This is a genomic window from Streptomyces sp. NPDC026500 (assembly GCF_055567635.1).
Genome location: NZ_JBVHQB010000019.1, coordinates 48,959 through 69,812, shown reverse-complemented (window position 1 = coordinate 69,812; position 20,854 = coordinate 48,959). Strand labels below are relative to the sequence as shown.

18 protein-coding genes are annotated in these 20,854 nt (G+C 68.1%); 8 read left to right on the top strand and 10 right to left on the bottom strand.

Going from position 1 to position 20,854, the window contains the following annotated elements; translation table 11 throughout:
- Positions 1-83: 83 nt before the first annotated feature.
- A complete protein-coding gene (locus tag ACZ4N5_RS30170) occupies positions 84-599 on the bottom strand; it encodes an AMIN-like domain-containing (lipo)protein (RefSeq protein WP_467760208.1) in 516 nt (171 codons plus the stop codon).
- Between the two features lie 631 nt (positions 600-1,230).
- Entirely contained in the window at positions 1,231-2,211 is a 981-nt protein-coding gene (locus tag ACZ4N5_RS30165; protein ID WP_467760207.1) for an ArsR/SmtB family transcription factor, read from the bottom strand.
- 157 nt (positions 2,212-2,368) lie between these two features.
- On the opposite strand from ACZ4N5_RS30165, the gene ACZ4N5_RS30160 reads away from it, so the two are divergent.
- A complete protein-coding gene (locus ACZ4N5_RS30160; protein WP_467760206.1) occupies positions 2,369-2,569 on the top strand; it encodes a hypothetical protein in 201 nt (66 codons plus the stop codon).
- A gap of 238 nt (positions 2,570-2,807) precedes the next feature.
- Here the strand turns inward: ACZ4N5_RS30160 and ACZ4N5_RS30155 are convergent, their stop codons facing one another.
- Both ACZ4N5_RS30155 and ACZ4N5_RS30150 read right to left on the bottom strand, forming a co-directional pair.
- Positions 2,808-3,179, bottom strand: coding sequence for a fic family toxin-antitoxin system, toxin component (locus ACZ4N5_RS30155; protein ID WP_355855307.1), 372 nt, complete (start codon positions 3,177-3,179; stop codon positions 2,808-2,810).
- Complete coding sequence (locus ACZ4N5_RS30150) at positions 3,176-3,433, bottom strand: hypothetical protein (protein WP_467760205.1); 258 nt, start codon at positions 3,431-3,433, stop codon at positions 3,176-3,178. The genes ACZ4N5_RS30155 and ACZ4N5_RS30150 overlap by 4 nt, the downstream gene beginning before the upstream one ends.
- 248 nt (positions 3,434-3,681) lie before the next feature.
- On the opposite strand from ACZ4N5_RS30150, the gene ACZ4N5_RS30145 reads away from it, so the two are divergent.
- Together ACZ4N5_RS30145 and ACZ4N5_RS30140 are read left to right on the top strand one after the other, a co-directional pair.
- Positions 3,682-4,341, top strand: a complete 660-nt coding sequence (locus ACZ4N5_RS30145) for an MSMEG_1061 family FMN-dependent PPOX-type flavoprotein (protein ID WP_467760204.1) — start codon at positions 3,682-3,684, stop codon at positions 4,339-4,341.
- A gap of 786 nt (positions 4,342-5,127) precedes the next feature.
- Positions 5,128-7,905, top strand: a complete 2,778-nt coding sequence (locus ACZ4N5_RS30140; RefSeq protein WP_467760203.1) for a lectin — start codon at positions 5,128-5,130, stop codon at positions 7,903-7,905.
- 262 nt (positions 7,906-8,167) lie between these two features.
- Here the strand turns inward: ACZ4N5_RS30140 and ACZ4N5_RS30135 are convergent, their stop codons facing one another.
- Positions 8,168-9,088 (bottom strand): phytoene/squalene synthase family protein, encoded by a 921-nt coding sequence (locus ACZ4N5_RS30135; RefSeq protein ID WP_467760202.1) that lies wholly within the window; start codon positions 9,086-9,088, stop codon positions 8,168-8,170.
- Between the two features lie 315 nt (positions 9,089-9,403).
- Between ACZ4N5_RS30135 and ACZ4N5_RS30130 the strand changes: the two genes are divergently transcribed.
- Positions 9,404-10,336 (top strand): NAD-dependent protein deacetylase, encoded by a 933-nt coding sequence (locus ACZ4N5_RS30130; protein WP_467760201.1) that lies wholly within the window; start codon positions 9,404-9,406, stop codon positions 10,334-10,336.
- Positions 10,337-10,752: 416 nt separating this feature from the next.
- Here the strand turns inward: ACZ4N5_RS30130 and ACZ4N5_RS30125 are convergent, their stop codons facing one another.
- Positions 10,753-11,496 carry a TetR/AcrR family transcriptional regulator gene (locus tag ACZ4N5_RS30125; protein ID WP_467760200.1) on the bottom strand — a complete coding sequence of 248 codons (744 nt, stop codon included), beginning with the start codon at positions 11,494-11,496 and terminating at the stop codon, positions 10,753-10,755.
- A 124-nt stretch (positions 11,497-11,620) separates the two neighbouring features.
- On the opposite strand from ACZ4N5_RS30125, the gene ACZ4N5_RS30120 reads away from it, so the two are divergent.
- The 3 genes from ACZ4N5_RS30120 (at position 11,621) to ACZ4N5_RS30110 (ending at position 13,832) form a co-directional block, all read left to right on the top strand.
- Positions 11,621-12,844 carry a saccharopine dehydrogenase family protein gene (locus ACZ4N5_RS30120; RefSeq protein ID WP_467760199.1) on the top strand — a complete coding sequence of 408 codons (1,224 nt, stop codon included), beginning with the start codon at positions 11,621-11,623 and terminating at the stop codon, positions 12,842-12,844.
- Between the two features lie 197 nt (positions 12,845-13,041).
- On the top strand, positions 13,042-13,710 hold the full coding sequence (locus tag ACZ4N5_RS30115; protein ID WP_467760198.1) for a hypothetical protein: 669 nt from the start codon (positions 13,042-13,044) through the stop codon (positions 13,708-13,710).
- On the top strand, positions 13,707-13,832 hold the full coding sequence (locus ACZ4N5_RS30110) for a hypothetical protein (protein WP_467760197.1): 126 nt from the start codon (positions 13,707-13,709) through the stop codon (positions 13,830-13,832). The genes ACZ4N5_RS30115 and ACZ4N5_RS30110 overlap by 4 nt, the downstream gene beginning before the upstream one ends.
- A 291-nt stretch (positions 13,833-14,123) precedes the next feature.
- Here ACZ4N5_RS30110 and ACZ4N5_RS30105 read toward each other — a convergent pair whose 3' ends face one another.
- Positions 14,124-14,477 (bottom strand): VOC family protein, encoded by a 354-nt coding sequence (locus tag ACZ4N5_RS30105; protein ID WP_467760196.1) that lies wholly within the window; start codon positions 14,475-14,477, stop codon positions 14,124-14,126.
- Between the two features lie 358 nt (positions 14,478-14,835).
- Between ACZ4N5_RS30105 and thpR the strand changes: the two genes are divergently transcribed.
- Positions 14,836-15,444, top strand: coding sequence for an RNA 2',3'-cyclic phosphodiesterase (gene thpR, locus ACZ4N5_RS30100; RefSeq protein ID WP_467760299.1), 609 nt, complete (start codon positions 14,836-14,838; stop codon positions 15,442-15,444).
- Between the two features lie 231 nt (positions 15,445-15,675).
- Here thpR and ACZ4N5_RS30095 read toward each other — a convergent pair whose 3' ends face one another.
- The 3 genes from ACZ4N5_RS30095 to ACZ4N5_RS30085 all read right to left on the bottom strand — a co-directional run bounded on the left by ACZ4N5_RS30095 (position 15,676) and on the right by ACZ4N5_RS30085 (position 20,655).
- Entirely contained in the window at positions 15,676-18,876 is a 3,201-nt protein-coding gene (locus ACZ4N5_RS30095) for a TIM-barrel domain-containing protein (protein ID WP_467760298.1), read from the bottom strand.
- A 646-nt stretch (positions 18,877-19,522) separates the two neighbouring features.
- Positions 19,523-20,107 carry an O-methyltransferase gene (locus ACZ4N5_RS30090; RefSeq protein ID WP_467760195.1) on the bottom strand — a complete coding sequence of 195 codons (585 nt, stop codon included), beginning with the start codon at positions 20,105-20,107 and terminating at the stop codon, positions 19,523-19,525.
- Between the two features lie 203 nt (positions 20,108-20,310).
- The gene (locus ACZ4N5_RS30085) at positions 20,311-20,655 is read right to left on the bottom strand and encodes a hypothetical protein (RefSeq protein ID WP_467760194.1); all 345 of its coding nucleotides are present in this window, start codon (positions 20,653-20,655) and stop codon (positions 20,311-20,313) included.
- Between the last annotated feature and the right edge of the window lie 199 nt (positions 20,656-20,854).

Sequence of the window (20,854 nt, the reverse complement as noted above, 5' to 3'; positions counted from 1 at the left end):
CATTGCCGGTTCCGGGCTCGCCCCACGGCGTCGGCCCAGCCCTGGCAGGGCTGGGCAGCGACTACTTCAGTGACGGTCGGCACTCACCGGCAGGAGTTGGCGTGGTTGAAGTCCAGAACCACGCGCTCGGGGCTGTGCAGCTTGAAGACCTTGTACGTGGGCTTGGTCTGGAACGCGGTTGCGAAGCTGACCACCCCTTCGAAGTCTCCGGTGAAGGCGAGACCCTTCAGCTTGGGCAACTGGATCTTCACCAGGCGGGGACCCTGGTAGACCGACTTGCCGGCACCGTCGTGCGCGACCGCGGGAGAGAGCCTGATCTCCAGGAAGTACTTCCCGGCAAGTGGGACCTTCTTCCCGGAAGGATCGTAGGTAGGCGTCCTGACCGGCTTCACGGTCACTGGCGGGGCACTGCCCCGTACGTCGATGACGAGCCGGTCGAACGTGCAGTGGCCGGCCCACCGGGCGTTGACGATGCGCGCGGGCGGCGAAGTCTGCGCAGAGGCCTTCGACTGTGTTGCCGCGGAGGCGGGGACCGTGGCTGCGGCGGCGGTGAGAAGGACGCCCGCGACAACGGCTGCACGGGATGGGTGATGGTGCATGACGCCCCCAGATGTTCTGGTGAAGGGGACCGATGATTTCACTATGAGAGACATGTTCGAGGTCCGAATGGTTGCACGGCCAGGGCCTTGTTGTCCCGCCCTTCGGACGGGCCATGCCCTGGGGGCTGCTCAAAGCCCGGCCTCCTCGATTCGACAGTCGTACCCGAGGCCGGCCCGCTGCGCCGGATCGTGCCGCCTCTGACGGTGATGGTGAGCCGCGGTCGAGCCTGCGTAGGCGATCGGATGGTGTCGGCAGCCCCACCTTCCGGGATGGCGGCCGACCCTTCGAATGCGGCCGTCGGGGAAAAACCGCCGGTATCACCGTTGGAGGTTCGCCTCGTTGGTCATACGGGCGTGCGACGCCGGGCGCCCCGGGGCGGCCGGTGCCGTCCTGGCGACCGGCCTGAGTAGGGAGCGCTACGGGGGCGGCGTGTCGGCTCAACTACCCGGCTGCCCCTCATCGACGGCGCCGAGTTCCCGGTTCGGTAGGACCTTGCTGCGCGATGCGGAGCAGGCAGCCGGCCACGCGGGTGTGACAGCCGAGACCGTACGCCCGGGAGGCCCTGCCCCCCACACGTTGCGGCTCCTGGACGGCCCGCTGCCCGGACGGGCGCCTCGGAGGCCTGTCCGGTCAGGTGTTGGCGTGCAGCAGTGCGGCTCCGAGTGGTGTGAGCGTGTGGACGACGGTGTTGCGGTGGCGGGTGGAGACGATCAGGTTCGCCTCGCGCAGGATGAGCGTGTGCTGGCTGGCGGTGGGGGCGGTGGTGCCGGTGCGGCGGGCGAGTTCGGTGGTCGTGCAGCCGTCTTCGACGGCGCGCAGGACGCTGGCCCGGGTGGGGCCGAGGAGGGCTGCGAGACTGCCGGATCCGGGTCGGGCGGCTGGGTCGGCGCACCAGCCGGGCCGGTGGGCGACGGGGTAGACCAGGACCGGAGGGAGTTCGGTGTCGATGAGGGTGACCGGGGTGCGCCAGCAGAACACCGAGGGCACCAGGAGCAGGCCGCGCCCGGCGAGGTGGAGGTCGCGGTCGACCGGGTAGGGCGCAGTCAGCACCGACGGGGACCAGTCCAGGGTGGGCCGCAGACTGTGCAGGAGTCCGTCGACGCCGTGGCGGAGCAGGGCGCGGCTGCGGGCGGTGCGGTCGGCGTCGACCAGGGCCTGGATCTGCGGCCAGTAGGGGCCGAGGGCGGCGTGGTAGTAGCGGTGCAGGGCGTTGCCGAGGCCGGTGAGCGCGGCGTGGGCGCTGTCGGCCAGCGGGCGGGCCCAGGCCGGCGCCGTGGGGAGGACGGCCAGATTCTGACGCGACCGTCGGGCCGGGGTGGCGCGTACCGCCTCGATCCCTTCGGCCAGGTCCACGGTCGTCCTGACGGGGGTCAGGAAGTCCGGGAAGTCCCCGGTGCGGGGCGCCAGATAGCGGATCAGCCGGGCGTCCTGGCGGGGCAGGCGGTCCCGCAGCCGGCTTCGGGCGCCCGCCCGCCACGGGTCGAAGACGGCCCGGCCCGCGGTGCCGTCCAGCAGGGTCGCGCTCAGCACGATCTCCCACATCGGGTCGGGCCCCTGGGCTATCCGTATCCGCGCGAGGTCTTCCGCCGTGAAGTGCACCCTGAGCCCCATGGTCCCCCCTGCACAACGAGGTCTCGCCCTCATTCTCGACCCCCTCGGGCACCTCTGAGCTGTGCTTTCCGGCCGTACTCGAAGTCCCTCGCCGAGGATCTCGGCGCCGACCGGCGTCGTTTGCACGCACATCACATGTCGTCACCGGGAGAAACACATGAAAGCAAGCCAGAGGGTCGCCGCCGGCGTCGAGGCCGGCGGCGTCGGGGCGGCACCGTTCACGGCGGTCGTCGCGGCCGCGCCGGCCCAGGCTGCCGCGTACACCTACGTCAGCGTGCCGACACCGCCCGGATACACCGGCACCAAGGTTCTCGACATCGCCGGCTACTCCACCGCCGACCGGGGCCGGCGCACCTGATCCCGGTATCGGGAAGCGCCCGGGGCGAGCTCAGGAACATGGCGCCGGGCGGCGCCGGGACGTGGACGGCCCCAGTTTCCGACAACCGCACTCGGGACGAACGGCTCAGGGTCGACCCTTCCCACCTGCGCTTCCGGGGCCGCGCCCCGCCCACGAACGAAAGTTCGCGGCCCCCATGGCCGGCAGGACCGACCAAAAGCTCTCGTGTCCGCAGCGGACACGCAGCCGCACCCCGGGCTCAGGGTTTCCAGGTGCGCAGGAAGGTGGCGATCCGGGCGGCGGTGCAGCGCGGGTTGTTCAACTCGTGGGCGAGCGCGGTGAGCTGCTCGCGTGTGGGGTTGACCGGAATGTTGCTGGCCTCGAGGTACATGACGGCGACGGCGCAGGCGACGGTGAGATTGGAACGCTCCAGCCAGCGGCAGCGGCCCAGGTTGTGGACGAGGGCGGCGGCGCGGGCGTAGGCGCCGTCGTAAACGGGTGTGTCGAGGAGTTCGCCGCGATGGCGGGCGACGGCGGCGATGGGCACGCCGTAGTCGTCGGCGGCCGGGTCGCGGTGCCCGGCACGTTCCGCCACTTCGAGGATCCAGGATTCGTCGACGTGCAGGATCACGCGGCGGCGCCCGGCCGCGGATCGGCGTACGGAGCGTCGAGCTGCTGCTCCAGATCGTCGAGGAAAGTGCCGTGCTCATCGATGAGCCGCTGGGCGGCCGTCATGCCGGCGGCGCGGGCGCCGGTGGTGTCCTCGATGATGAGGCGCTCCACGTACTTATTGAAGTCCAGCCGACGGGCGGCCGCGGCGGCCTTGCCGGCCGCGAGCACATCCTCTTCCAGCCGGACCTGCGTCTGCTTCTTCGTGGAATTCACACCCGCATGGTAGCAGGGTGGTAGCAGGTAGGGGGCTGGGCTCGGAACTGGTACGCGGTCGGCGTCCAAAGCAGTCGAACGCACTGCGCTTGATGCGTTTTGGCCGACATCGAAGATCAGGCGTTTCGGCCCACCGGGAGGGTTGATGTCCATCACGGAGAGCAGGGGAAGACAACTTGCGTGGCCGTCTCTATCCACCCACCCCCCGGCCAAGATCAATCGCAAGTCGGCTCGTTAGGGTCGGAGGCATGACAACACCCCTTGCCGGCAGTGCCTTCGACTCGCTCCGCCTCGACGCCGTGCCCGACCAGGAGGCGTTGCGCCGGGCGTACGAACTCCCCGGCGACGCGGCCGTGCGCAAGCAGATGACCGAACTCACCGAGCACACGCGGCGGTTGATCGGCTGCTCATCGCTGGTCCTGGTCGCCAGCGCGGATACCGAGGGCAACTGCGACGTCTCGCCGCGCGGCGGCCCCGCCGGGTTCGTCGCCGTCCTGGACGCACGGACGGTGGCGATACCGGACGCGACCGGCAACAAGCGGCTGGACACCCTGCAGAACGTCATCGCCACCGGACGGGCCGGACTCCTGTTCGTCATCCCCGGGCGGACCACCACCCTGCGGGTGAACGGCCGGGCTGTCGTCTCCACCCGCCCGGAGCTGCTCTCGCAGCTGACCGCCGTGGGAAAGCCGCCGGCCAGTGCCCTGGTGCTGGGGATCGAGGAGGTCTACCCGCACTGCCCCAAGTCGCTCCTGCGCAGCGGGGCCTGGAAGCCGGAGCAGTGGCTGCCGACGGACGCCCAGCCGACCTCGGCCGAGGTGACGCTGGCCCAACTGCGGATGCCGGAGCTGACGATCGCCGACATCGAGCAGGCGGAGGCGGACTCGCTGAAGTACCGATACGAGTAACGGGCCGATCTGCGAGAGAACACCAGCCGGCCGAACCCCCAGGCCAGTACGCCCCAAGGTCAATCGCGGGTCAGCCTGTTGGCGTTCGTTCACGCCGGAGTTCAAGGCCGAGATGGTCGAGGTGCCGTCGCGGTGACCGTTCGGTCGGAAAGATCGCCAGGCACCTCGATCTCACGGAGGCCGCAGTTCGGCCAAAGGGCAACTGGCCGGGGCGACGCGGGTGAATGGGATGGCCTGAACAGCAGTTTCCGGCGTCGCTGCGTGACCAGCTGGGCAGCAGCCACCGAACCCACCCCTCCGACCGCTTCCACCAGCCACACTCCGGTCTTCGGATGACCGTCGCGACTCGGCTCCAACTCGCGCCGCCTGTCCCGCCTTGCCACGCTCCATCTGAAGCCGGACACGGCTCGATCGCCCCCGCTCTCCCAGCCGACGAACAACCCGCCTCCTCGGATCATCGCCGTCGCGCTGCTCCGCAGACACCTCACCGAGATTCGGCGGAGTGGGCAGTAACCCCATGACCACGGCCCCAGTGCGCTCGGGACCGACCGCTTGCGCGAGTCATTGACATGACCCTGCCTTGTGGCTAGCTTCACGAAGCGTTCTCGTCTGCGCCCCCAGGTGCTCGCGGCCCCGGGGCCCCCGTCAATGCGTCGCATCACCAGCCGCCCCATCCCGGCGATGAGACAACGTTGTCAACCTCGGTCGTTGCCCAGTGTCGCGCTCTTCGCATGGAGACAACGTTGTCAACTCCGTCTCCCGCCCCCGAGTAGAGGAGAAACGCCCGTGATCACACGACTGTCGAGACCCCCCGGAACCAGCGCGATCGGCTTACTTGCGGTTGCGGCACTGGCCGCGGCCGGGCTGTGCACACCTGCGTCGGCAGCCGACAGCGCCGCGTTCCTCACGTCGCCGGCCACCGTGGTCAACCCGTTCATCGGGACGTCGAACGAGGCTGACGACTTCCCCGGGGCCGACGTGCCGTTCGGCATGGTGCAGTGGAGCCCGGACACGCCGTCGCGTCCCTCTGGTGGCGGTTACGAGTACAACGACTCGTCCATCACCGGCTTCAGCCTCACCCACATCGCCGGACCCGGCTGCGGTGCGGCCGGCGACATACCGGTGCTGCCCACGGTCGGCGCCGTGAACACCGGTGCGACAGACGCGTTCTCGCACTCCAACGAGTCGGCGTCGGCCGGCTCGTACAAAGTCGCCCTCAACAACCAGGTGACGACCGAGCTGACCACCACGACACGCAGCGGTATGGCCCGCTTCACCTTCCCCTCGAGCAGCCAGGCCAACCTGATCTTCAAACTCACCGGAAGCCAGAACGGCGCCAGCTCGACGCAGTTCACCAAGGTCTCGAACACCGAGGTGAGCGGCCAAGTCACCAGCGGCCACTTCTGCGGCGCGGGGAACACGTACAGCGTGTACTTCGACATGGTCTTCGACCAGCCGTTCGCCTCGCAAGGCACCTCGATCGCGAAGACATCGGCCACCACCCCCTCGAGGCCCGGCGCGGCGTCCAAGAATGCCGCCGAGAAGCCCAACAAGCCGGTACTTCACGGCAAGCCCCCCACCACACCGGCCCCGAAGTCCGCCAAGGGCAGCGCCTCCCCCAACGCTGCCGCCTCGAACGGCTACGTCACCTTCAACACCACCACCAACCCGGTGGTGCAGGCCAAAGTCGGCATCTCCTACGTGTCGATCGCCAACGCGACGGCCAACCGGGCCGCGGAGAACACCGGCTGGGACTTCAACGCGACCCGCACCGCCGCGCAGAACGCCTGGAACAGCGCACTCGGCAAAGTACAGATCGCCGGCGGAACAGCCGCACAGCAACAGAGCTTCTACACCGCGCTCTACCACTCGCTGCTGCACCCGAACGTCATCAGCGACACCAACGGCCAGTACTACGGCTTCGACGGCAGAACACACACCGTGGACACCGGCCACAGAGCGGCCTACGCCAACTACTCCGGCTGGGACATCTACCGCTCGCAGGCCCAACTCGAAGCCCTGCTCGCCCCCCAGGTCGCCTCGGACACCGCCCAATCGATGGTCGACGACTACACCCAGACCGGACTCTTCCCCAAGTGGTCGGAGAACAACGGCGAGTCCTACGTCATGGTGGGCGACCCGGCCGACGCCATCCTCGCCGACTACTACGCCTTCGGTGCCAAGGACTTCGACACAACCACCGCCCTGGCCGACATGATCAAACAGGCCAGCACGGCCAACAACGACCGGCCGGGCCTCAACTACCTGGACTCACCCGGATACATGCCGCACGACGGCAGCTACGGCTGCTGCAACTTCTACGGTCCGGTCGCCACCACGCTGGAGTACAACACCGCCGACTTCGCAATCTCCGCGCTGGCCGGGGCACTTGGCGACAGCAGCCACCAAAAGACTTACGCCAACCGCGCCCAGGGCTGGCGCAACGTGCTCAATCCCGCCTCCGGCTTCGTCGAACCGCGCAACGCCGGCGGCTCCTGGACCGGCGGCTTCGACCCCACCAGCGGCACCGACATGGTCGAAGCCGACTCTTGGATCTACACCGGGATGATCCCGTTCAATATCGGCGGCCTGGCGCACGCCAAGGGCGGCAACACGGCGATGAACCACTACCTGGACACCGTGTTGCGCAGCTACACCGGCGACAAGGGCTACGCGTGGGTCGGCAACGAGCCCAGCATCGAACTGCCTTGGGAATACGACTACACCGGGCAGCCCTACAAGACACAGGGCACCGTCCGGGCGATCCAGGACCAGATCTGGGCGAACACCCCCGGCGGGCTGGCCGACGGCAACGACGATCTCGGCGCGATGAGCGCTTGGTACGTGTGGTCCGCACTCGGCATGTACCCCGAGACCCCGGGCACCTCCGACCTCGCCCTGGGCTCCCCCCTGTTCACACAAGCCGTGGTCACACTCCCCTCGGGCCAGACACTGACGATCAACGGCAACGGCGCCGCCGACAACGCCCCCTATGTGCAGTCCGCGACATGGAACGGCACCGCCTGGAACAACGCCTACGCCCCCACCACGGCAATCACCGCCGGCGGCACGCTGAACTACACCCTCGGCACCAGCGCCAACACCTCCTGGGCAACAGCCTCGTCCGCGGCCCCGCCCTCCTACGCCGGTGACACCACGGCCCCGACCTCGCCCCGCATCGGCCCCATCACGTCGGCAGTGGCATCGAACCTGTGCCTGGACGACGCAAGCTCCGCCACCACCGACGGCACCCACGTCCAGATCTGGAGCTGCAACAACACCTACGCCCAGGACTGGATCATCGCCGGCGACGGAACGGTCCGGACCCTCGGCAAATGCCTGGACGCCGACCACAGCGGAACCACCAACGGCACGCTGATCCAGCTGTGGACATGCAACGGCAGCGGCGCCCAGCAATGGACCACGGGCGCCAACGGATCGCTCATCAACCCCCAGTCCAAGCTGTGCCTGGACGACCCCAACTCCACCACCACGAACGGCACCCAACTCCAGCTCTACACCTGCAACGGATCAGGCGCCCAGAACTGGAAGCTGCCGACTTGAGCCACTGGCACCCGTAGCCCACAACACCACTGACAGGTCATCTCAATTGGCGAGCTTGCGCTGAGCCGATGGGGCGCAGGCGGTGAGGTGGATCTTCGCCCTACGATCCCATCAGAGCCGACAACGTGCCCGGCCAATTGAGATGGCCTGTAAGGAACAAACTGCGTACCTGTCCTAAGCGCCTGCCCTGCGTAGCTCGACACGTCCTGCACCGCGCCGAGGTGCCCGAGGACGCCGGGCAGGCCGGGCAGGCCCGAGACATCTACCGCGTCCGCCGTGCTGCCCGGTACTGGCGTGCCAACACGCCGAGCAGCGCCGGGACAGACGGACGTGCACCACCGTCGGCCAGGCTGCCGCCCTTCCGGCTGACCCCCTGCAACCGGAGTTCCTGCACCTGCAGCAGGGCGGTGATGAAGGGCCGCGTCTGCCGTGACGCCAAGTCCGCCAGATGCCTGCCTGCGGACAGCCGCAGGTGCGCCAGGTCCACCTGTTCTTGGACCAGTTGCTCCAGCCGCGCACGGACAGCGTTCGTGGGGCTCCGGAGATCTTCGACGGACAGGCCGTGACGCTCCAGATCCTGGCCCGGGATACCGACCTGCCCCTGCTCCGCGTCCTCGGCGAGGTCGTCGAGGAAGTCGACGCGCTGCATCGCCTCGATGAGGTCACGGCAGCGCCGCACGAACTCGTCGGCCTCTGCGGTGTCCCCTTCCTCCAGCAGACAGGCCAGGAGCATGAACGCGGGCAGCGAGTACCCGTCGATGTAGGACTGCAGTTCGTCCTCGGTATGGAAGCCGGCGTACTCGACCTCATGGCGCGCTCCCCGCAGGAAGGCCTCGACACGGTGCCCCAGCTGCGGGTGCCGCGTGACCGCATCCCCGAGTGCCCTGAGAGTCGTATCGGTGGGGGTTGCGCCGTCGAGTACCGCCCGTGTGACGGTCGCCCACTCCCCCAGCGCTTCGCTGCGGGCTTCCCGGGTGCCGGTGTCGATGCGCTCGTCCGTCTCGTGCATGAAGGCGACCGCGGCGATGATCGGTGGATGCAGGCGCGTCGGCAGCAGAAGCCGGACCGTCAGAAACTCCTCGGTCTTGAAGCGCCGGACAAACTTGCGTTGTTGGCCGTACGCAGTCCGCAGGTCCGGCTCGGTGATGCCGGTCTGACGCAGCGTGCGGGTCCACGTGGGCATGTCGCGTTCCTTACTGAGCTTGCGGTTACTGGTTACCGGGTCAAAAGCGTGCGCGTGCTGGGCGGCCCGCGAGCTGTCCTTCGGACGATGAAGGACCTGACGGTGAGGTTGAGATGCTGTCTCGCCCAGGCCACAAGTTTGCCCGCGTGGGCGCGGTCGACCCGGACAATGGTGATCTCAAGCTGCATCAGGCGAAGGCGGAAGAGGGCTTCCTTCGCGCCAGTCATGGCTCTCCACGATCCCGACGGTGACCAAGTCGTCGGGGTCTGGTCTTGTCGGCCCGCGGACCCGTCAACGTGTCCGTACCCTGGGAACATGCGGATGCGCCCCACTCTGAGTTGGACCCCTCCCGAGGACCTGCCGCCGGGCACCACGGATCTGGAGCCGGTCACCGACGCGCTGAGCACCGGCGGTGTGCTTGTGCTCAGCGGGGCGGGAATCTCCACGGAATCGGGCATCCCTGACTATCGGGGCCCGAGTGGGAGCCTGAGTCGGCACACCCCGATGACCTACCAGGACTTCACCGGAAGCTCCCAAGCCCGTCGGCGGTACTGGGCGCGCAGCCACCTCGGCTGGCGAACCTTCGGCCGTGCCCGCCCCAACGACGGGCACCGGGCCGTGGCCGCGTTCGGGCGGCACGGCCTGCTCTCGGGGGTGATCACTCAGAACGTCGACGGTCTGCACCAGGCCGTCGGCAGCGAGGGCGTCGTGGAACTCCACGGAAGCCTGGACCGGGTCGTCTGCCTTTCCTGCGGCGCCTTCAGCCCGCGCCGCGAACTCGCCCGGCAGCTGGAGAAGGCCAATCCAGCCTTCGAGCCGGTGGCCGCCGCAATCAACCCGGACGGTGACGCCGACCTGACCGATGACCAGGTCGGAGACTTCCGCGTGGTTCCCTGCGCGGTCTGCGGCGGCATCCTCAAGCCGGACGTGGTGTTCTTCGGCGAAGCCGTTCCGCCGTCGCGGGTCGAGCACTGCCGCGGGCTGGTCCGTGAGGCGACTTCGCTTCTGGTGCTGGGCTCCTCACTGACGGTGATGTCGGGGCTGCGGTTCGTCCGTCAGGCGGCCCAGGCCGGGAAGCCGGTGGTGATCGTCAACCGGGACCCGACCCGGGGCGACCAACACGCCCTCGCCCGAATCGCCCTCTCGCTGGGAACAGCCCTCGCCGCCGTCGCCGACCGGCTGGACATCCCCCTCGAAGCAGTGACGGATGCCCCACCGGCACCGGGACGCCATGAAGTGAGCCCATGAGTCCACGGCGCTCGTGTGCCATGGCTACCCGATCAGCCCGCTGAGCCGGCCACCAATGACATGGTGTTGTCTGATGACAGCGAGCCTGCCCGCGCCAGGCCTACGTCCCCGTGCGAGGACCACAGTGCTCCGACTCACTGAGCAGGGGCTGCGCCGGTCGCTGGGGTCAGTCACTGGTGCCGATCGCTGGTGCCACCTGTCGCCATGAGGTGTCGCCCCGCCCACCCCGAAACGTCGCACACACCCAGACAGCGAGTGAGTTCCGCCCCTGGCGGCGACACGGCGCCGACAGGCCGTTGGCGCGGGTGTCCGGACCATGGATCGCGGCACAGGTCACGCAGCCGGCCGAACGTCACGGTGGTGAGGAAAGGTGCTGGGGCGTGGAGAGACCATTACCGTTGGCATAAGCCTCGCAGTCAGGGCTTTTGCGTGCTTGCGGCGTGGGGATATCGCCGGGCGCGCGCCCAGGCGAGCTGCTCTGCCGCGCTGTTCAGCAGCGTGTCGAGGACCACGGGGTAGGCACTGTGCGTCATCCGTCCGGCCAGGAGCCGCGCGGTGGCCGCGATGTGCGGGTGGCTGTCGGCAGGCAGATCGGCGTAGGTGGAGTTCCACATCTCCTCGTCCGCCGCGCGGGCCTCGTCCGTCAGCGCCAGCGACCCGGCGTCCAGGGCCGCGAAGGCCAGAGTGAGATCGATGAACGCGTGGTAGACGACGACCGCGTCCGCGTCCGGGAAGCCCGCGGTGCGCAGGATGCCGAGGATCGCCTCGTCCACCGCGATCTCCCGCGGCCGGCCGGTGACTCGGCTGGCGGTCAGCACAGCGGCCTGGGGATGGGCGAGGTAGGAGGCATGAATGGCCTGGCCGAGCGCCCGCAGGTCGGACCGCCACTCTCCGGTGGCCGTCCAGGTGTCCAGCGCCCGCCCCATCAACTCCTCCCCGATGGCCCTGGTCAGGTCGTCCAGTCCGGCGAAGTAACGGTAGAGGGTGCTGGGGTCGGCTCCGAGCACCGCGCCCAGCCTGCGTGCCGTCAGTCCCGTGCTGCCGTGCTCTCGCAGCATCCGCAACGCCGTTTGCACGATCAGCTTCTCGGACAGCACCGTGCCCTGCCTCGTCGGCCGACGCCTGCGCCGTGCCGCCTCCGGCACCACCTGTTTCGCCACGCCAACTCTCCCTTCCGACCGGACCTGGACTCCTATGCCAACACTGTTGACCTTAACCCAGGGCATCCCGTTGCATCTCTCCAACCCCGGAGGCGTCCGTCTCCGGCGACGAAAGGTGTGTGACATGCGAGTTCTTCTCGTGGGCGCAGGCGGCGTGGGCACGGCCGTCACGCGGATCGCGGCCCGTCGCGACTTCCTGACCCACATGGTCGTCGCGGACTACGACCTCGCGCGCGCCGAGGCAGCCGTCGCGGCGCTCAAGGAACACGGGGACCGGTTCAGCGCGCGGCGCCTGGACGCCTCCGACGAGGACGCGGTACGTCAGGCGCTCACCGAGGAGAAGTGTGACGCCCTGCTCAACGCGACCGATCCGCGGTTCGTGATGCCGCTGTTCAACGCGGCCCTCGCGGCAGGCACGCACTATGTCGACATGGCGATGTCCCTGTCCGCGCCGCACGCCGGCCACCCGTACGAGCGATGCGGCGTAAAGCTCGGCGACGCACAGTTCGAACAGGCCGGTCCGTGGGAACGCTCCGGGAGGCTGGCCCTGGTCGGCATGGGTGTGGAGCCGGGCCTGTCGGACGTCTTCGCCCGGTACGCAGCCGACGAGCTCTTCGACGAGATCGACGAGATCGGCGTCCGCGACGGCGCCAACCTGACGGTCGAGGGCTACGACTTCGCCCCGTCCTTCAGCATCTGGACGACCATCGAGGAGTGCCTCAATCCGCCGGTGGTCTACGAGAAGGATCGCGGCTGGTTCACCACCGAACCCTTCAGCGAACCTGAGGTCTTCGACTTCCCCGAGGGCATCGGCCCGGTGGAGTGCGTCAACGTCGAACACGAGGAGGTCCTGCTCATCCCCCGCTGGGTCGACGCCCGCCGTGTGACGTTCAAGTACGGCCTCGGCGACGACTTCATCGACAAGCTGAAGACCCTCCATGAGCTGGGTCTGGACGCCACCAAGAAGGTCACCGTCCCCTCGGAGAACGGGCCCGTGGCGGTCTCCCCGCGCGACGTGGTCGCCGCCTGCCTGCCCGACCCGGCCACGCTGGGCGACCGCATGACCGGCAAGACCTGTGCGGGCACCTGGGTCAAGGGCACCAAGGACGGCTCGGCTCGCGAGGTCTACCTCTACCACGTGGTCGACAACCAATGGTCGATGCGCGAGTACGGATCCCAGGCGGTGGTGTGGCAGACCGCCGTCAACCCTGTCGTCGCTCTCGAACTCGTCGCGGGTGGAGCCTGGTCGGCCAGCGGTGTTCTCGGCCCGGAAGCCTTGCCGCCCCGCCCCTTCCTCGACCTGCTCACCGAGTACGGCTCTCCGTGGGGCTTGCGCGAGGAGGGCTGACGGCCGGCGCGGGCCACGAGCCGGGGAGCGGCCTGCGGCTCCCCGGCGGAGGGTCCCGGTCGCGGTGCCGCCTGTTGGCTTTGAACCGCTCCGGACTTGTTACTGGTCGTGACGTCCTTCGTCGAGCCGTCGGGGTGTCACAGGCATCCGACTGTCACAGGCATAAAGGTGTCAGAGGCATCCGGTTGGATGAGCGCGTGACTGCACATGACATCGCTCGACAACTGCCTGCCATCGATGACCTGCGGAACCTGTGCCGCTCCCTGGCGGTGCTCGATACGATCCTCAGCCCTGACTGGGAGTATCGGTACCACTCCTTCGACTCCGCCTGGGCCGACGGTGAAGAGATGGCCTCGATGCGCAACGGCTCCGGCAACGAGTACTCCATCATTTTCTCGGCAGTAGGTGCCTACGTCCGCGGATTCGACCATGAATCGCCGATGAGCCCGTATGCCCATGATGGCGAACCCTGGCCTGGTGTGATCGACGGTGTCCCGCCGGTCTTCAGGCCCTGGGTCGAGGAGCCGGCGTTCACGGACGAGAAGAATGTGCCTGTCGTGACTGCCTGCATATGGCGCGCGGCGACGGACACCCAATGGAGACACGGAACGACCGAGTTTCCCGCAGGCCATGACGATCCTGACGGGGCGGAGCGGCTGTTCCAACTGCTCGTGGATCGTTCACCCGAGGCATACCAGCGGTTCGCCGAGGACTATTACGAGGTTGCCGTGGACCTGGCAGCGGTACGTCATGTGTATGCGTTGCGACCCCTGACCCCGGAACTCGTGTCGTCGTTGAACCGGGAGACAAACCTGTCGGACTTGGCCGAGGAAATCACTGAGATCGGCTATGCCGTCGCCACATGAGGACCCGGGAATTCACCGCTCGGGAGGGCGCCGAGGTCGGTGTGGACGTGGTCGACGGCCTCGGGGTACGCCTCTCGTCGGGCGTGATCGGCGAGGGCGCGGTGGTTCGTCGCATGCGCTGATTCCGGCGGACAGCGGCGCACGGGTGTCGTCGAAAGCCGCGGCCTTGGGGCGGCGGAGCGCGGTGTCGTCGAAAGCTGCGGCCTTGGGGCCGCGGAGCGCGGTGTCGGGCATGCCGTCGTTGATGACCGGTGACCGACCGCCGTGCTTGGCCTCGCGGACCGCGGTGTCGAGCGCCTGCCGACACCCAACCCGGCCGCGAGTCGGGCGTAGCGGTGACCGTTGCGGAGATGGGCGACGGCGAGCTGGGCCGGCCGGCTCGTGCTTACGTCACCGCCCACGTGAAGACGCGGTCAGGCGGGCTCCCACAGCTCGACCCGATTGCCCTCGGGATCGATGACCCAGCCGAATCGACCGACACCCTCCATGTCCTGCGTCTCTTGCACCACGTCCGCTCCCTTGGCGCGCAATTGCGCGAGCATCGCATCCAGGTCGCGGACCCGGAAGTTGAGCATCGTCTGCTGGGCGCGGGACCCGAAGTAGTCGGTCTCGGACTCGAACGTCGCGAACACCGTCGGCCCGGCGCCCTGATGCCACAGGCCGTTCTCATCGGCGTCCAGGCCCAGGCAATCGCGATACCAAGCGCCCAGGGACACCGGGTCGGAGGCCCGCATGAAGTATCCACCGATTCCAAGCACACGTTCCATCCCGCCATCTTGCCAGGACGGCGATCGGGCGGGCCGGCACCACACCATCGCCCACTTCGTACCCCCGTCTCAATCGCGGGGGAACTCGCCGGCTACGTCGTAGCAACAGGGCCAATGACTCAGGAGCATCCCGGCTGCCCTGGGCCGCATCAGCAAACTCCATGAAAACCTCGGCCACATGGGGCGCACGAACTACCACTGGGCGATGGAAGAGGTGATCCACCACTACACGGAATCCGGCAGCCACTCCCCCGGCCTGGTGACCTTCCAAACCGATGGTGGGCCCGGCAGCGGCTTGGCCTGGGGCGGGTCCGCAGCGGCGAACGGTGCGGGCGCCGTCACCGGTGGCAGGTGCGGTATGAATTCTGGTGTGAACGATCAGACGCAGCCCGCGACCGTTCGCGTGTTCATCGCTCTTGCCCCACCTGACCACGCGAAAGAAGAACTGGCCCGGGAGTTGGGCCCCGCCTACGAAACACACCCTCACATGCGGTGGAACCGCATTGAGGACTGGCACATCACCCTCGCGTTCCTGGGAGAACTGCCGGTTGGGACAGTGCCACTCCTGCGACCGGCACTCGCCGACCTCGCCGCGCACCACCAACCACTCTGCCTGTCACTGCGCGGCAGCGGTAGGTTCGACGACCGCGTGCTGTGGAGCGGAATCGACGGAGACCTCGACGCGCTGCACAAGCTCGCCGCCGATGTGCGTACCGTCGTCAAGGACTGCGGGGTCATCTTGGAGGACCGACCGCTCCGCCCCCATCTGACGTTGGCCCGTGCCCGCAGAGGAGACCGAACCTCGGCAGCGGAAATCGCCCAAGGGATCGCGGAATTCACCGGCCACGAGTGGGCCGCCGAACGTCTGCACCTGGTCGGCAGCAACGTCGGCCGTAGCAGCGGACCGATCCACTACCGCGACATCGAGGCTTGGGCCCTCGGCAGTGGGACCTCCACTCAGTCTTGAACGAACCAATGATTCCTGGGGCATCGCGACTACCCCGGGTCACCCGCAAAAGACCCCGCAGCACGCGGCGGGCGATCACGGCCCGCTCTCATCGCCAACCTCCGGTGCCCCAGAGCCGCAAGGCCTCATTCAAGACGCTGGGTGGCACCGGTATGCGCAGGCTTCTGCCCGCCCATCGGCAGGCGACGGACGGGCAGAGTTGTCAACGCCACTCAGCGGGTGCGGACCGAGCTACTGGTAGGTGACGGTGATCGGGGCGTGCACGCTCTGGCGTGGGAGCGTGATGGTCAGAACCTTGGAGGTGCTGTCCCAGTGGTACGCGTGCGGGGACAGTTGCATGCCGGTCGCTGAGACCTTGGTGGGTGCGTGGGTCCCCAGGAGTGAGAGCGTCCACTGGCGGGTCTTCACCTGACCGGGGAAGGAACCCTGCACCGGCCGGATCGACACCGTGTGGCGCGGACCGTTCTGCCGGTACCGGATGGTCGTTGTGGCGCTTTGGCTCTTCTTCTTGGTCGTCCCGTTGTCCTCGTAGAGGTGGAACGACCCCGACGAACCGGTCGCGAAGGTGAGCGTGACATCGGTCAGGGGGCTTCGGTCGTTGCTGGACACGTCGTGGGTGCGGGTGGGCAGGATGCCGCCCGCCTTGATGAACACCGGCATCGAGTTCAGGTCGGTGGTCACGTCCTGGATGCCGCCGCCGGTGTAGGTCTCGCCGGTGAAGTAGTTGGTCCACTGGCCGGGCGGGAGCCATACCGAGGTGGTGGCAGAGGTGCCCGGCGTGGTCACGGGGGCGACCAGTATGTCGGAGCCGTAGAAGTACTCGCTGTTGGCGGCAGCGTACGCCTGGGGCTCGTCGGGGTACTCCAGGTAAGTGGGACGGACGATCGGCACGCCGGTGCGGTTCGCCTCCTCGGCGAGCGTGTAGGTGTAGGGCACCAGGTTCTCGCGGAGATTGAGGAACTTGTCGGCCGATTGGCGCGCCGCCGTGCCGTACTGCCAGGGCAGCCGGTCGCTGTGGTTGCTGTGCAGGCGGTCGATCGGCTGGAAGGCTCCGAACTGGACCCACCGGGCGTACAGGTCGTCGGGCAGTTTGTGCGTGGTGCGGCTCTGCCCGCCTTCGGTGTACGTCTCCGAACCGGTCAGCCCTGTCGTGTCGTTGTGGCCGCCGATGTCGTGGGTGATGGCGGCCATCCCGGTCGCGGCGGACTCGCCCGGGGTGTAACCGACCTCCAGTTTCAATGTGCCCCACGTCGAGGAGGTGTCGCCGGTGAAGTGGACGGTGGTTCGCTTGTCCGCCCACGGTCCGGTCGGCAGCCCCTGCTGGCCGCTGTACCCGGCCGCCTGCAACGAGCCGTACGCACGCGAGAGAACGAATCCGCGGCCGAGGGTCTTGGCGCCGGCGGTCGCGTACTGCTGGTTGATCCAGGCGTCCGGGGTCACGCCCGGCAGCGACGAGCGCGATGCGTCGCAGCACCAGTCGAGCCACCAGAAGTCGTTGCCCTGCTGATCCATGGTCCGGTGCAGGTCCATATACGCCTTGAGCTGGTCCGGGTCGCCGAAGTCGAAGGTGTAGCAGTTGTTCTCGACGTTGGCGCCCGAGGCGCAACCGTCCTTTGTCAGCTTGCCCTTGGCCGTGGCCTGCGCCTGGGCGAACTGGGGATCGGACGCGAGAATGCTGGGGTGCACATTGAGTGTGTTGTGCAGGCCCTGGGATGCCGACCAGTCGAAGAAGCCCTGGAGATCGGGGAACTTCGCGGGATCCATCTCCCAACCGCTCCAATTGTTCACGGCTTTGAAGTCCGTGTCGGTCACCAGGACGTCCAGCGGCGTGCCTTCGGAGCGGAACGCCGGGAGAATGGCGTTCTGGTAGTCCGCCGCGGTGCGGTCGATGTACTCCGAGTACCAGACGCCATATGCCCACTGCGGCAGCAGTGCGGGCGGTCCGGTCAGCGTGGCCAGATCGGTGAGTCCCCGCTTGTAGTCGTGTCCGTAGCCGAAGACGTAGCCGTCCTGGTAGGGCGCGCCGCCATGGTCCGGGCGGGGCGTCGCCTTCTGCGATGTGGTGTCGTACAGCGCTGACGGCGTGTCGTCCAACAGATACCAACCGTCCTGGTTGAGCAGGCCAGGCGTGGTGACAAGGGAGTCTTCGTTGCCGGTCACGCCGTCGAGGCCTCGGCGGTATCCGCCGAGCGCCATGTGAGGCGGTGGCGTGGCCGCCCCGGGGGCGGCCACCGAGACGGTGTCCGCGTTGATGTGACAGCTGGCCGTGCCGGGGCAGCCGAGAGTGATGTCGTCCGTGCCCGCCGCAAGGGTGACGGACACCGAGGCCGACTGCCAATCACCCCAGTCTGTTGTGGCGGGGAACGACATGGTGCTGTTGGAGCCCGCGGCGGACACCGTGGCGGTGCGCGCCTGGTGGAGGCCGTCGCCGCCGATGCCGTTGGCGTAGCGCACCCTTAGGGTGTAGACACCGTTGGCCGGCACGCCGACCACATGGGTCGTCAGGCTCGATCCTTGGTGGAGGTCACCGGCGAAGCCAGTGCCGGAATATCCCTTGTGATCCGTGGCGTTGACCGCTGTACCGCCGATGCGTCCGGCCTCCGCCTCACAACTCACGCCGTACAGGCAGTCCGTGATCGCGGTGCTGGAGACGGGCGGGTAGGTGTCGCCGGGCCGGACGAGCGCGACGCTGTCGACATTGACATTGCCGGAGTCCGCGGCGGTTCGGGTCAGGGCGAGCGTGTGGTGACCCGCGCCGAGTTGGACGTTCGCCTTGGTGACGTTCCACGTGTCCCAGTTCGCCGTGACCGGCAAAGACACCGTCTGCTGCGCTCCGCCGTCCACGGAGAGCGTCAAGGTGCGGGTCAGGGTCTGGCCGTCACCGCCACGGGAGTTGGCGTACCGCAGGTCGAGCTGATAGGTCCCATCGTCTTTGACATCGATGTCAGCAGACGCCGAGCTGCCAGTGCCTTCGAATCCCGCAGCGAAGCCCGTCCCGGTGTGGCCGGCGTGGTCGGAGGCTACGGAAAGCCCGTTGAGACGCAGATTCTCGGCCTCACACAGTGCGCCGAGCGTGCAGGTCAGACGCTGCCAGGGCGCGGCAGTCACGGGAGTGGGTCCCGCCGCCAACTGCACTGAAAGGTTCTGGGCATTGAACGGTCCGGAGCCGACCTTGTAGCGCAGGCTCATCGCGCTCGTCCGTATGGTGAGCCAGCCGTTGGACGTGCCGGCACTGTAGGCGGCCGGCTCGAACCCTTCGCGGCCGATGGCGTTGAAGGTCGGTTCGTCGGTGAACTTCCCGTCGCCCGCGTATTCGGTACGGATCAGCGTGGGCGAGAGGATCTCGAAGCGTGCGTCCCCCGACGAGAGGGTTGGGATTCGATGGCTGTGCGCACCATTGGCTGACGCTGAGTCAGCGCCTGTCAGTGTCATGGCGGCGGCCACGGCCAGGGCAGCGGCGACGCTCACCTGCTGCCGTGCGGATCTCAGCCGTCGCCCCTTTGAAGCAGTCCTCATGCGCAACATCCGTTCTGCTTGCTGTGGGGGAAACCCGTTTCCGGTATGCCGGTTGAGACCCGGAGTGGGGTTTTCCGCTTGGCGGGCATTGTTCGGGCTGCGGCGTCCTCCGGAGCGCGGCGGTGGAGGATGAAACCCTCCTCGGACCCCGCCCACAGAGATCAGCACTTGGCATCAGAGCATGTCCACTCTCGCGGTGTCCATATGGCCGACCTCGGAGTTCCCGGCCGGTAAATCATGCCTACGGCGTTCACCGCACCGTGTCGGCCAAGAAGGACGAGAACGGGCTGGAGCGGGTCACCCTCGGGCACATCACCTCGGGCGATCCTCGGCGTACGCCCGCCGGGGGGCGCAGTCAAGGGACTTGGCTGTCGTGCGACGGCGACGTACGGCCGGACCAGGCCACCGCCGAGGCGGCCCGTGGCGGCCGGGACCCGGACCTCGCGGAGGCGGCCGTGGCGGTTCGGCGTCTGCGGCGCGGCGATGAGCGGGGTGCCGTCGGAGCGGGTGAGCGGGTGAGGGCGGCCGGATCACCAGCCGGTCTTCGCACTGTTGATCGTCCTCAAGCCCGGGCTGACCGCACCGCCATAAGGAGCCCGCTCGCCCATGCCATACGCACGGAGTGAAAGTCCTCTCGTACCTCCAGGTCGACCAGGAGACGCTTGACCGCGGCTCCGTGGTCTTCCGGCCAGTCGGGCTGCGGGTCGAGGTCGTCGATCAGGTACGTTCCGCCGAGGGCCACGAGTTGCAAGGCCCGTTCCAGGTGGCTGAACTTGCCGGGCCAGGTGTCCGCGAACACCAAGTCGAACGGCTCCCCGTCGTAGTTCTGCAGCCATGCGCCACCGTCCCCGGCCACAAGGGTCACCCGCGGATCGGACCCCAACTCCTCGCGGGCGACCTTCTGTACGGCCTCGTCGAGTTCGATCGTGACCAGATGAGAAGCGCTGTCCATCCCACTGAGAAGCCAGGCGGTACCCTCGCCCACGCCCGTGCCGAGTTCGAGGATGCGGCCACCGGGACAGGCAGCCGCGAGGACGGCCAGCAAGCTGCCCGTGCGCTCCTCGCAGGATCTGATGAAGCCCGCTTCGCGCGCCGCGGCACGCAGGGTCGGCAGAGAAGCCGGGAATCGGCTCGGCATGTCGTCCATCCGGTGGATGATGCAGCCGCCACGCCTGCCCCGCAACACTTTTCCGGCCCTCTCAGCAACCTCCAGGCCAGTCCCGGGCACCCCGCCGAATCGATGACGAGCGGTAGCCATCGACGAAGGCGTCACCTTCACGGTCGACGCCTGTAGCCAGGCTGTCGCAGCCACCGTTTCGGCTGGACATGGGAGTCGCCGTCGGCGGAGAGTCAGAGTCCTGGTCCGTAGCCCGGGTCCGGGTGCTGTCGAGGGGTCCACCACTCCATCAGTCCCCATGTCCCGAGCACGAGCGTGGCCAAGGCCGCGAGTACCGAGACCCACGGTCGGCCTGTCCAGCGTGTGGTCAGCGACCAGGCCAGGAGCGGCACCAGAGCGCCGCCGAGCACGATGAGCGGAAGGTCGACGTAGACCACCCTCAGGTTACGGGCATGGCCCTCGAACCCGCCGTCGATACTGAACGCTGCCCGCGGTGCCCACACAAGTGCCGCTGTCACCGCGCCGAGACCGGCAAGGAGCCATCCGGCGCCGCCGGTCGTCTTTGAAGTGGTGGTCATGTCCCGTCCAGTGGAGTTTCGCCCATGCCCGCCCATGCCCGTGACGGACGCTGATGGCATGGTGCGTGGTTCCACCCGGTTCCACCCTGGTGCATGGACAGCATCCCGGTCCCGGGAGGCGGCGTGGTCAGCCTGCCACTGGACGGTCAATCGGGTCACCGCGGCCGGCGACAGCGACTTGGCTGTCGACGGTCGTCAG

What these genes read in the sequence shown, in the direction of transcription:
- ACZ4N5_RS30145 (WP_467760204.1), top strand. Translation starts at nt 3,682, where the DNA reads ATGACAACACCCCTTGCCGGCAGTGCCTTCGACTCGCTCCGCCTCGAC.
- thpR (WP_467760299.1), top strand. Translation starts at nt 14,836, where the DNA reads ATGAATTCTGGTGTGAACGATCAGACGCAGCCCGCGACCGTTCGCGTG.
- ACZ4N5_RS30090 (WP_467760195.1), bottom strand. Translation starts at nt 20,107, where the DNA reads ATGGACGACATGCCGAGCCGATTCCCGGCTTCTCTGCCGACCCTGCGT.
- ACZ4N5_RS30170 (WP_467760208.1), bottom strand. Translation starts at nt 599, where the DNA reads ATGCACCATCACCCATCCCGTGCAGCCGTTGTCGCGGGCGTCCTTCTC.
- ACZ4N5_RS30135 (WP_467760202.1), bottom strand. Translation starts at nt 9,088, where the DNA reads ATGCCCACGTGGACCCGCACGCTGCGTCAGACCGGCATCACCGAGCCG.
- ACZ4N5_RS30160 (WP_467760206.1), top strand. Translation starts at nt 2,369, where the DNA reads ATGAAAGCAAGCCAGAGGGTCGCCGCCGGCGTCGAGGCCGGCGGCGTC.
- ACZ4N5_RS30120 (WP_467760199.1), top strand. Translation starts at nt 11,621, where the DNA reads ATGCGAGTTCTTCTCGTGGGCGCAGGCGGCGTGGGCACGGCCGTCACG.
- ACZ4N5_RS30105 (WP_467760196.1), bottom strand. Translation starts at nt 14,477, where the DNA reads ATGGAACGTGTGCTTGGAATCGGTGGATACTTCATGCGGGCCTCCGAC.
- ACZ4N5_RS30095 (WP_467760298.1), bottom strand. Translation starts at nt 18,876, where the DNA reads ATGACACTGACAGGCGCTGACTCAGCGTCAGCCAATGGTGCGCACAGC.
- ACZ4N5_RS30110 (WP_467760197.1), top strand. Translation starts at nt 13,707, where the DNA reads ATGAGGACCCGGGAATTCACCGCTCGGGAGGGCGCCGAGGTCGGTGTG.
- ACZ4N5_RS30130 (WP_467760201.1), top strand. Translation starts at nt 9,404, where the DNA reads ATGCGGATGCGCCCCACTCTGAGTTGGACCCCTCCCGAGGACCTGCCG.
- ACZ4N5_RS30165 (WP_467760207.1), bottom strand. Translation starts at nt 2,211, where the DNA reads ATGGGGCTCAGGGTGCACTTCACGGCGGAAGACCTCGCGCGGATACGG.
- ACZ4N5_RS30085 (WP_467760194.1), bottom strand. Translation starts at nt 20,655, where the DNA reads ATGACCACCACTTCAAAGACGACCGGCGGCGCCGGATGGCTCCTTGCC.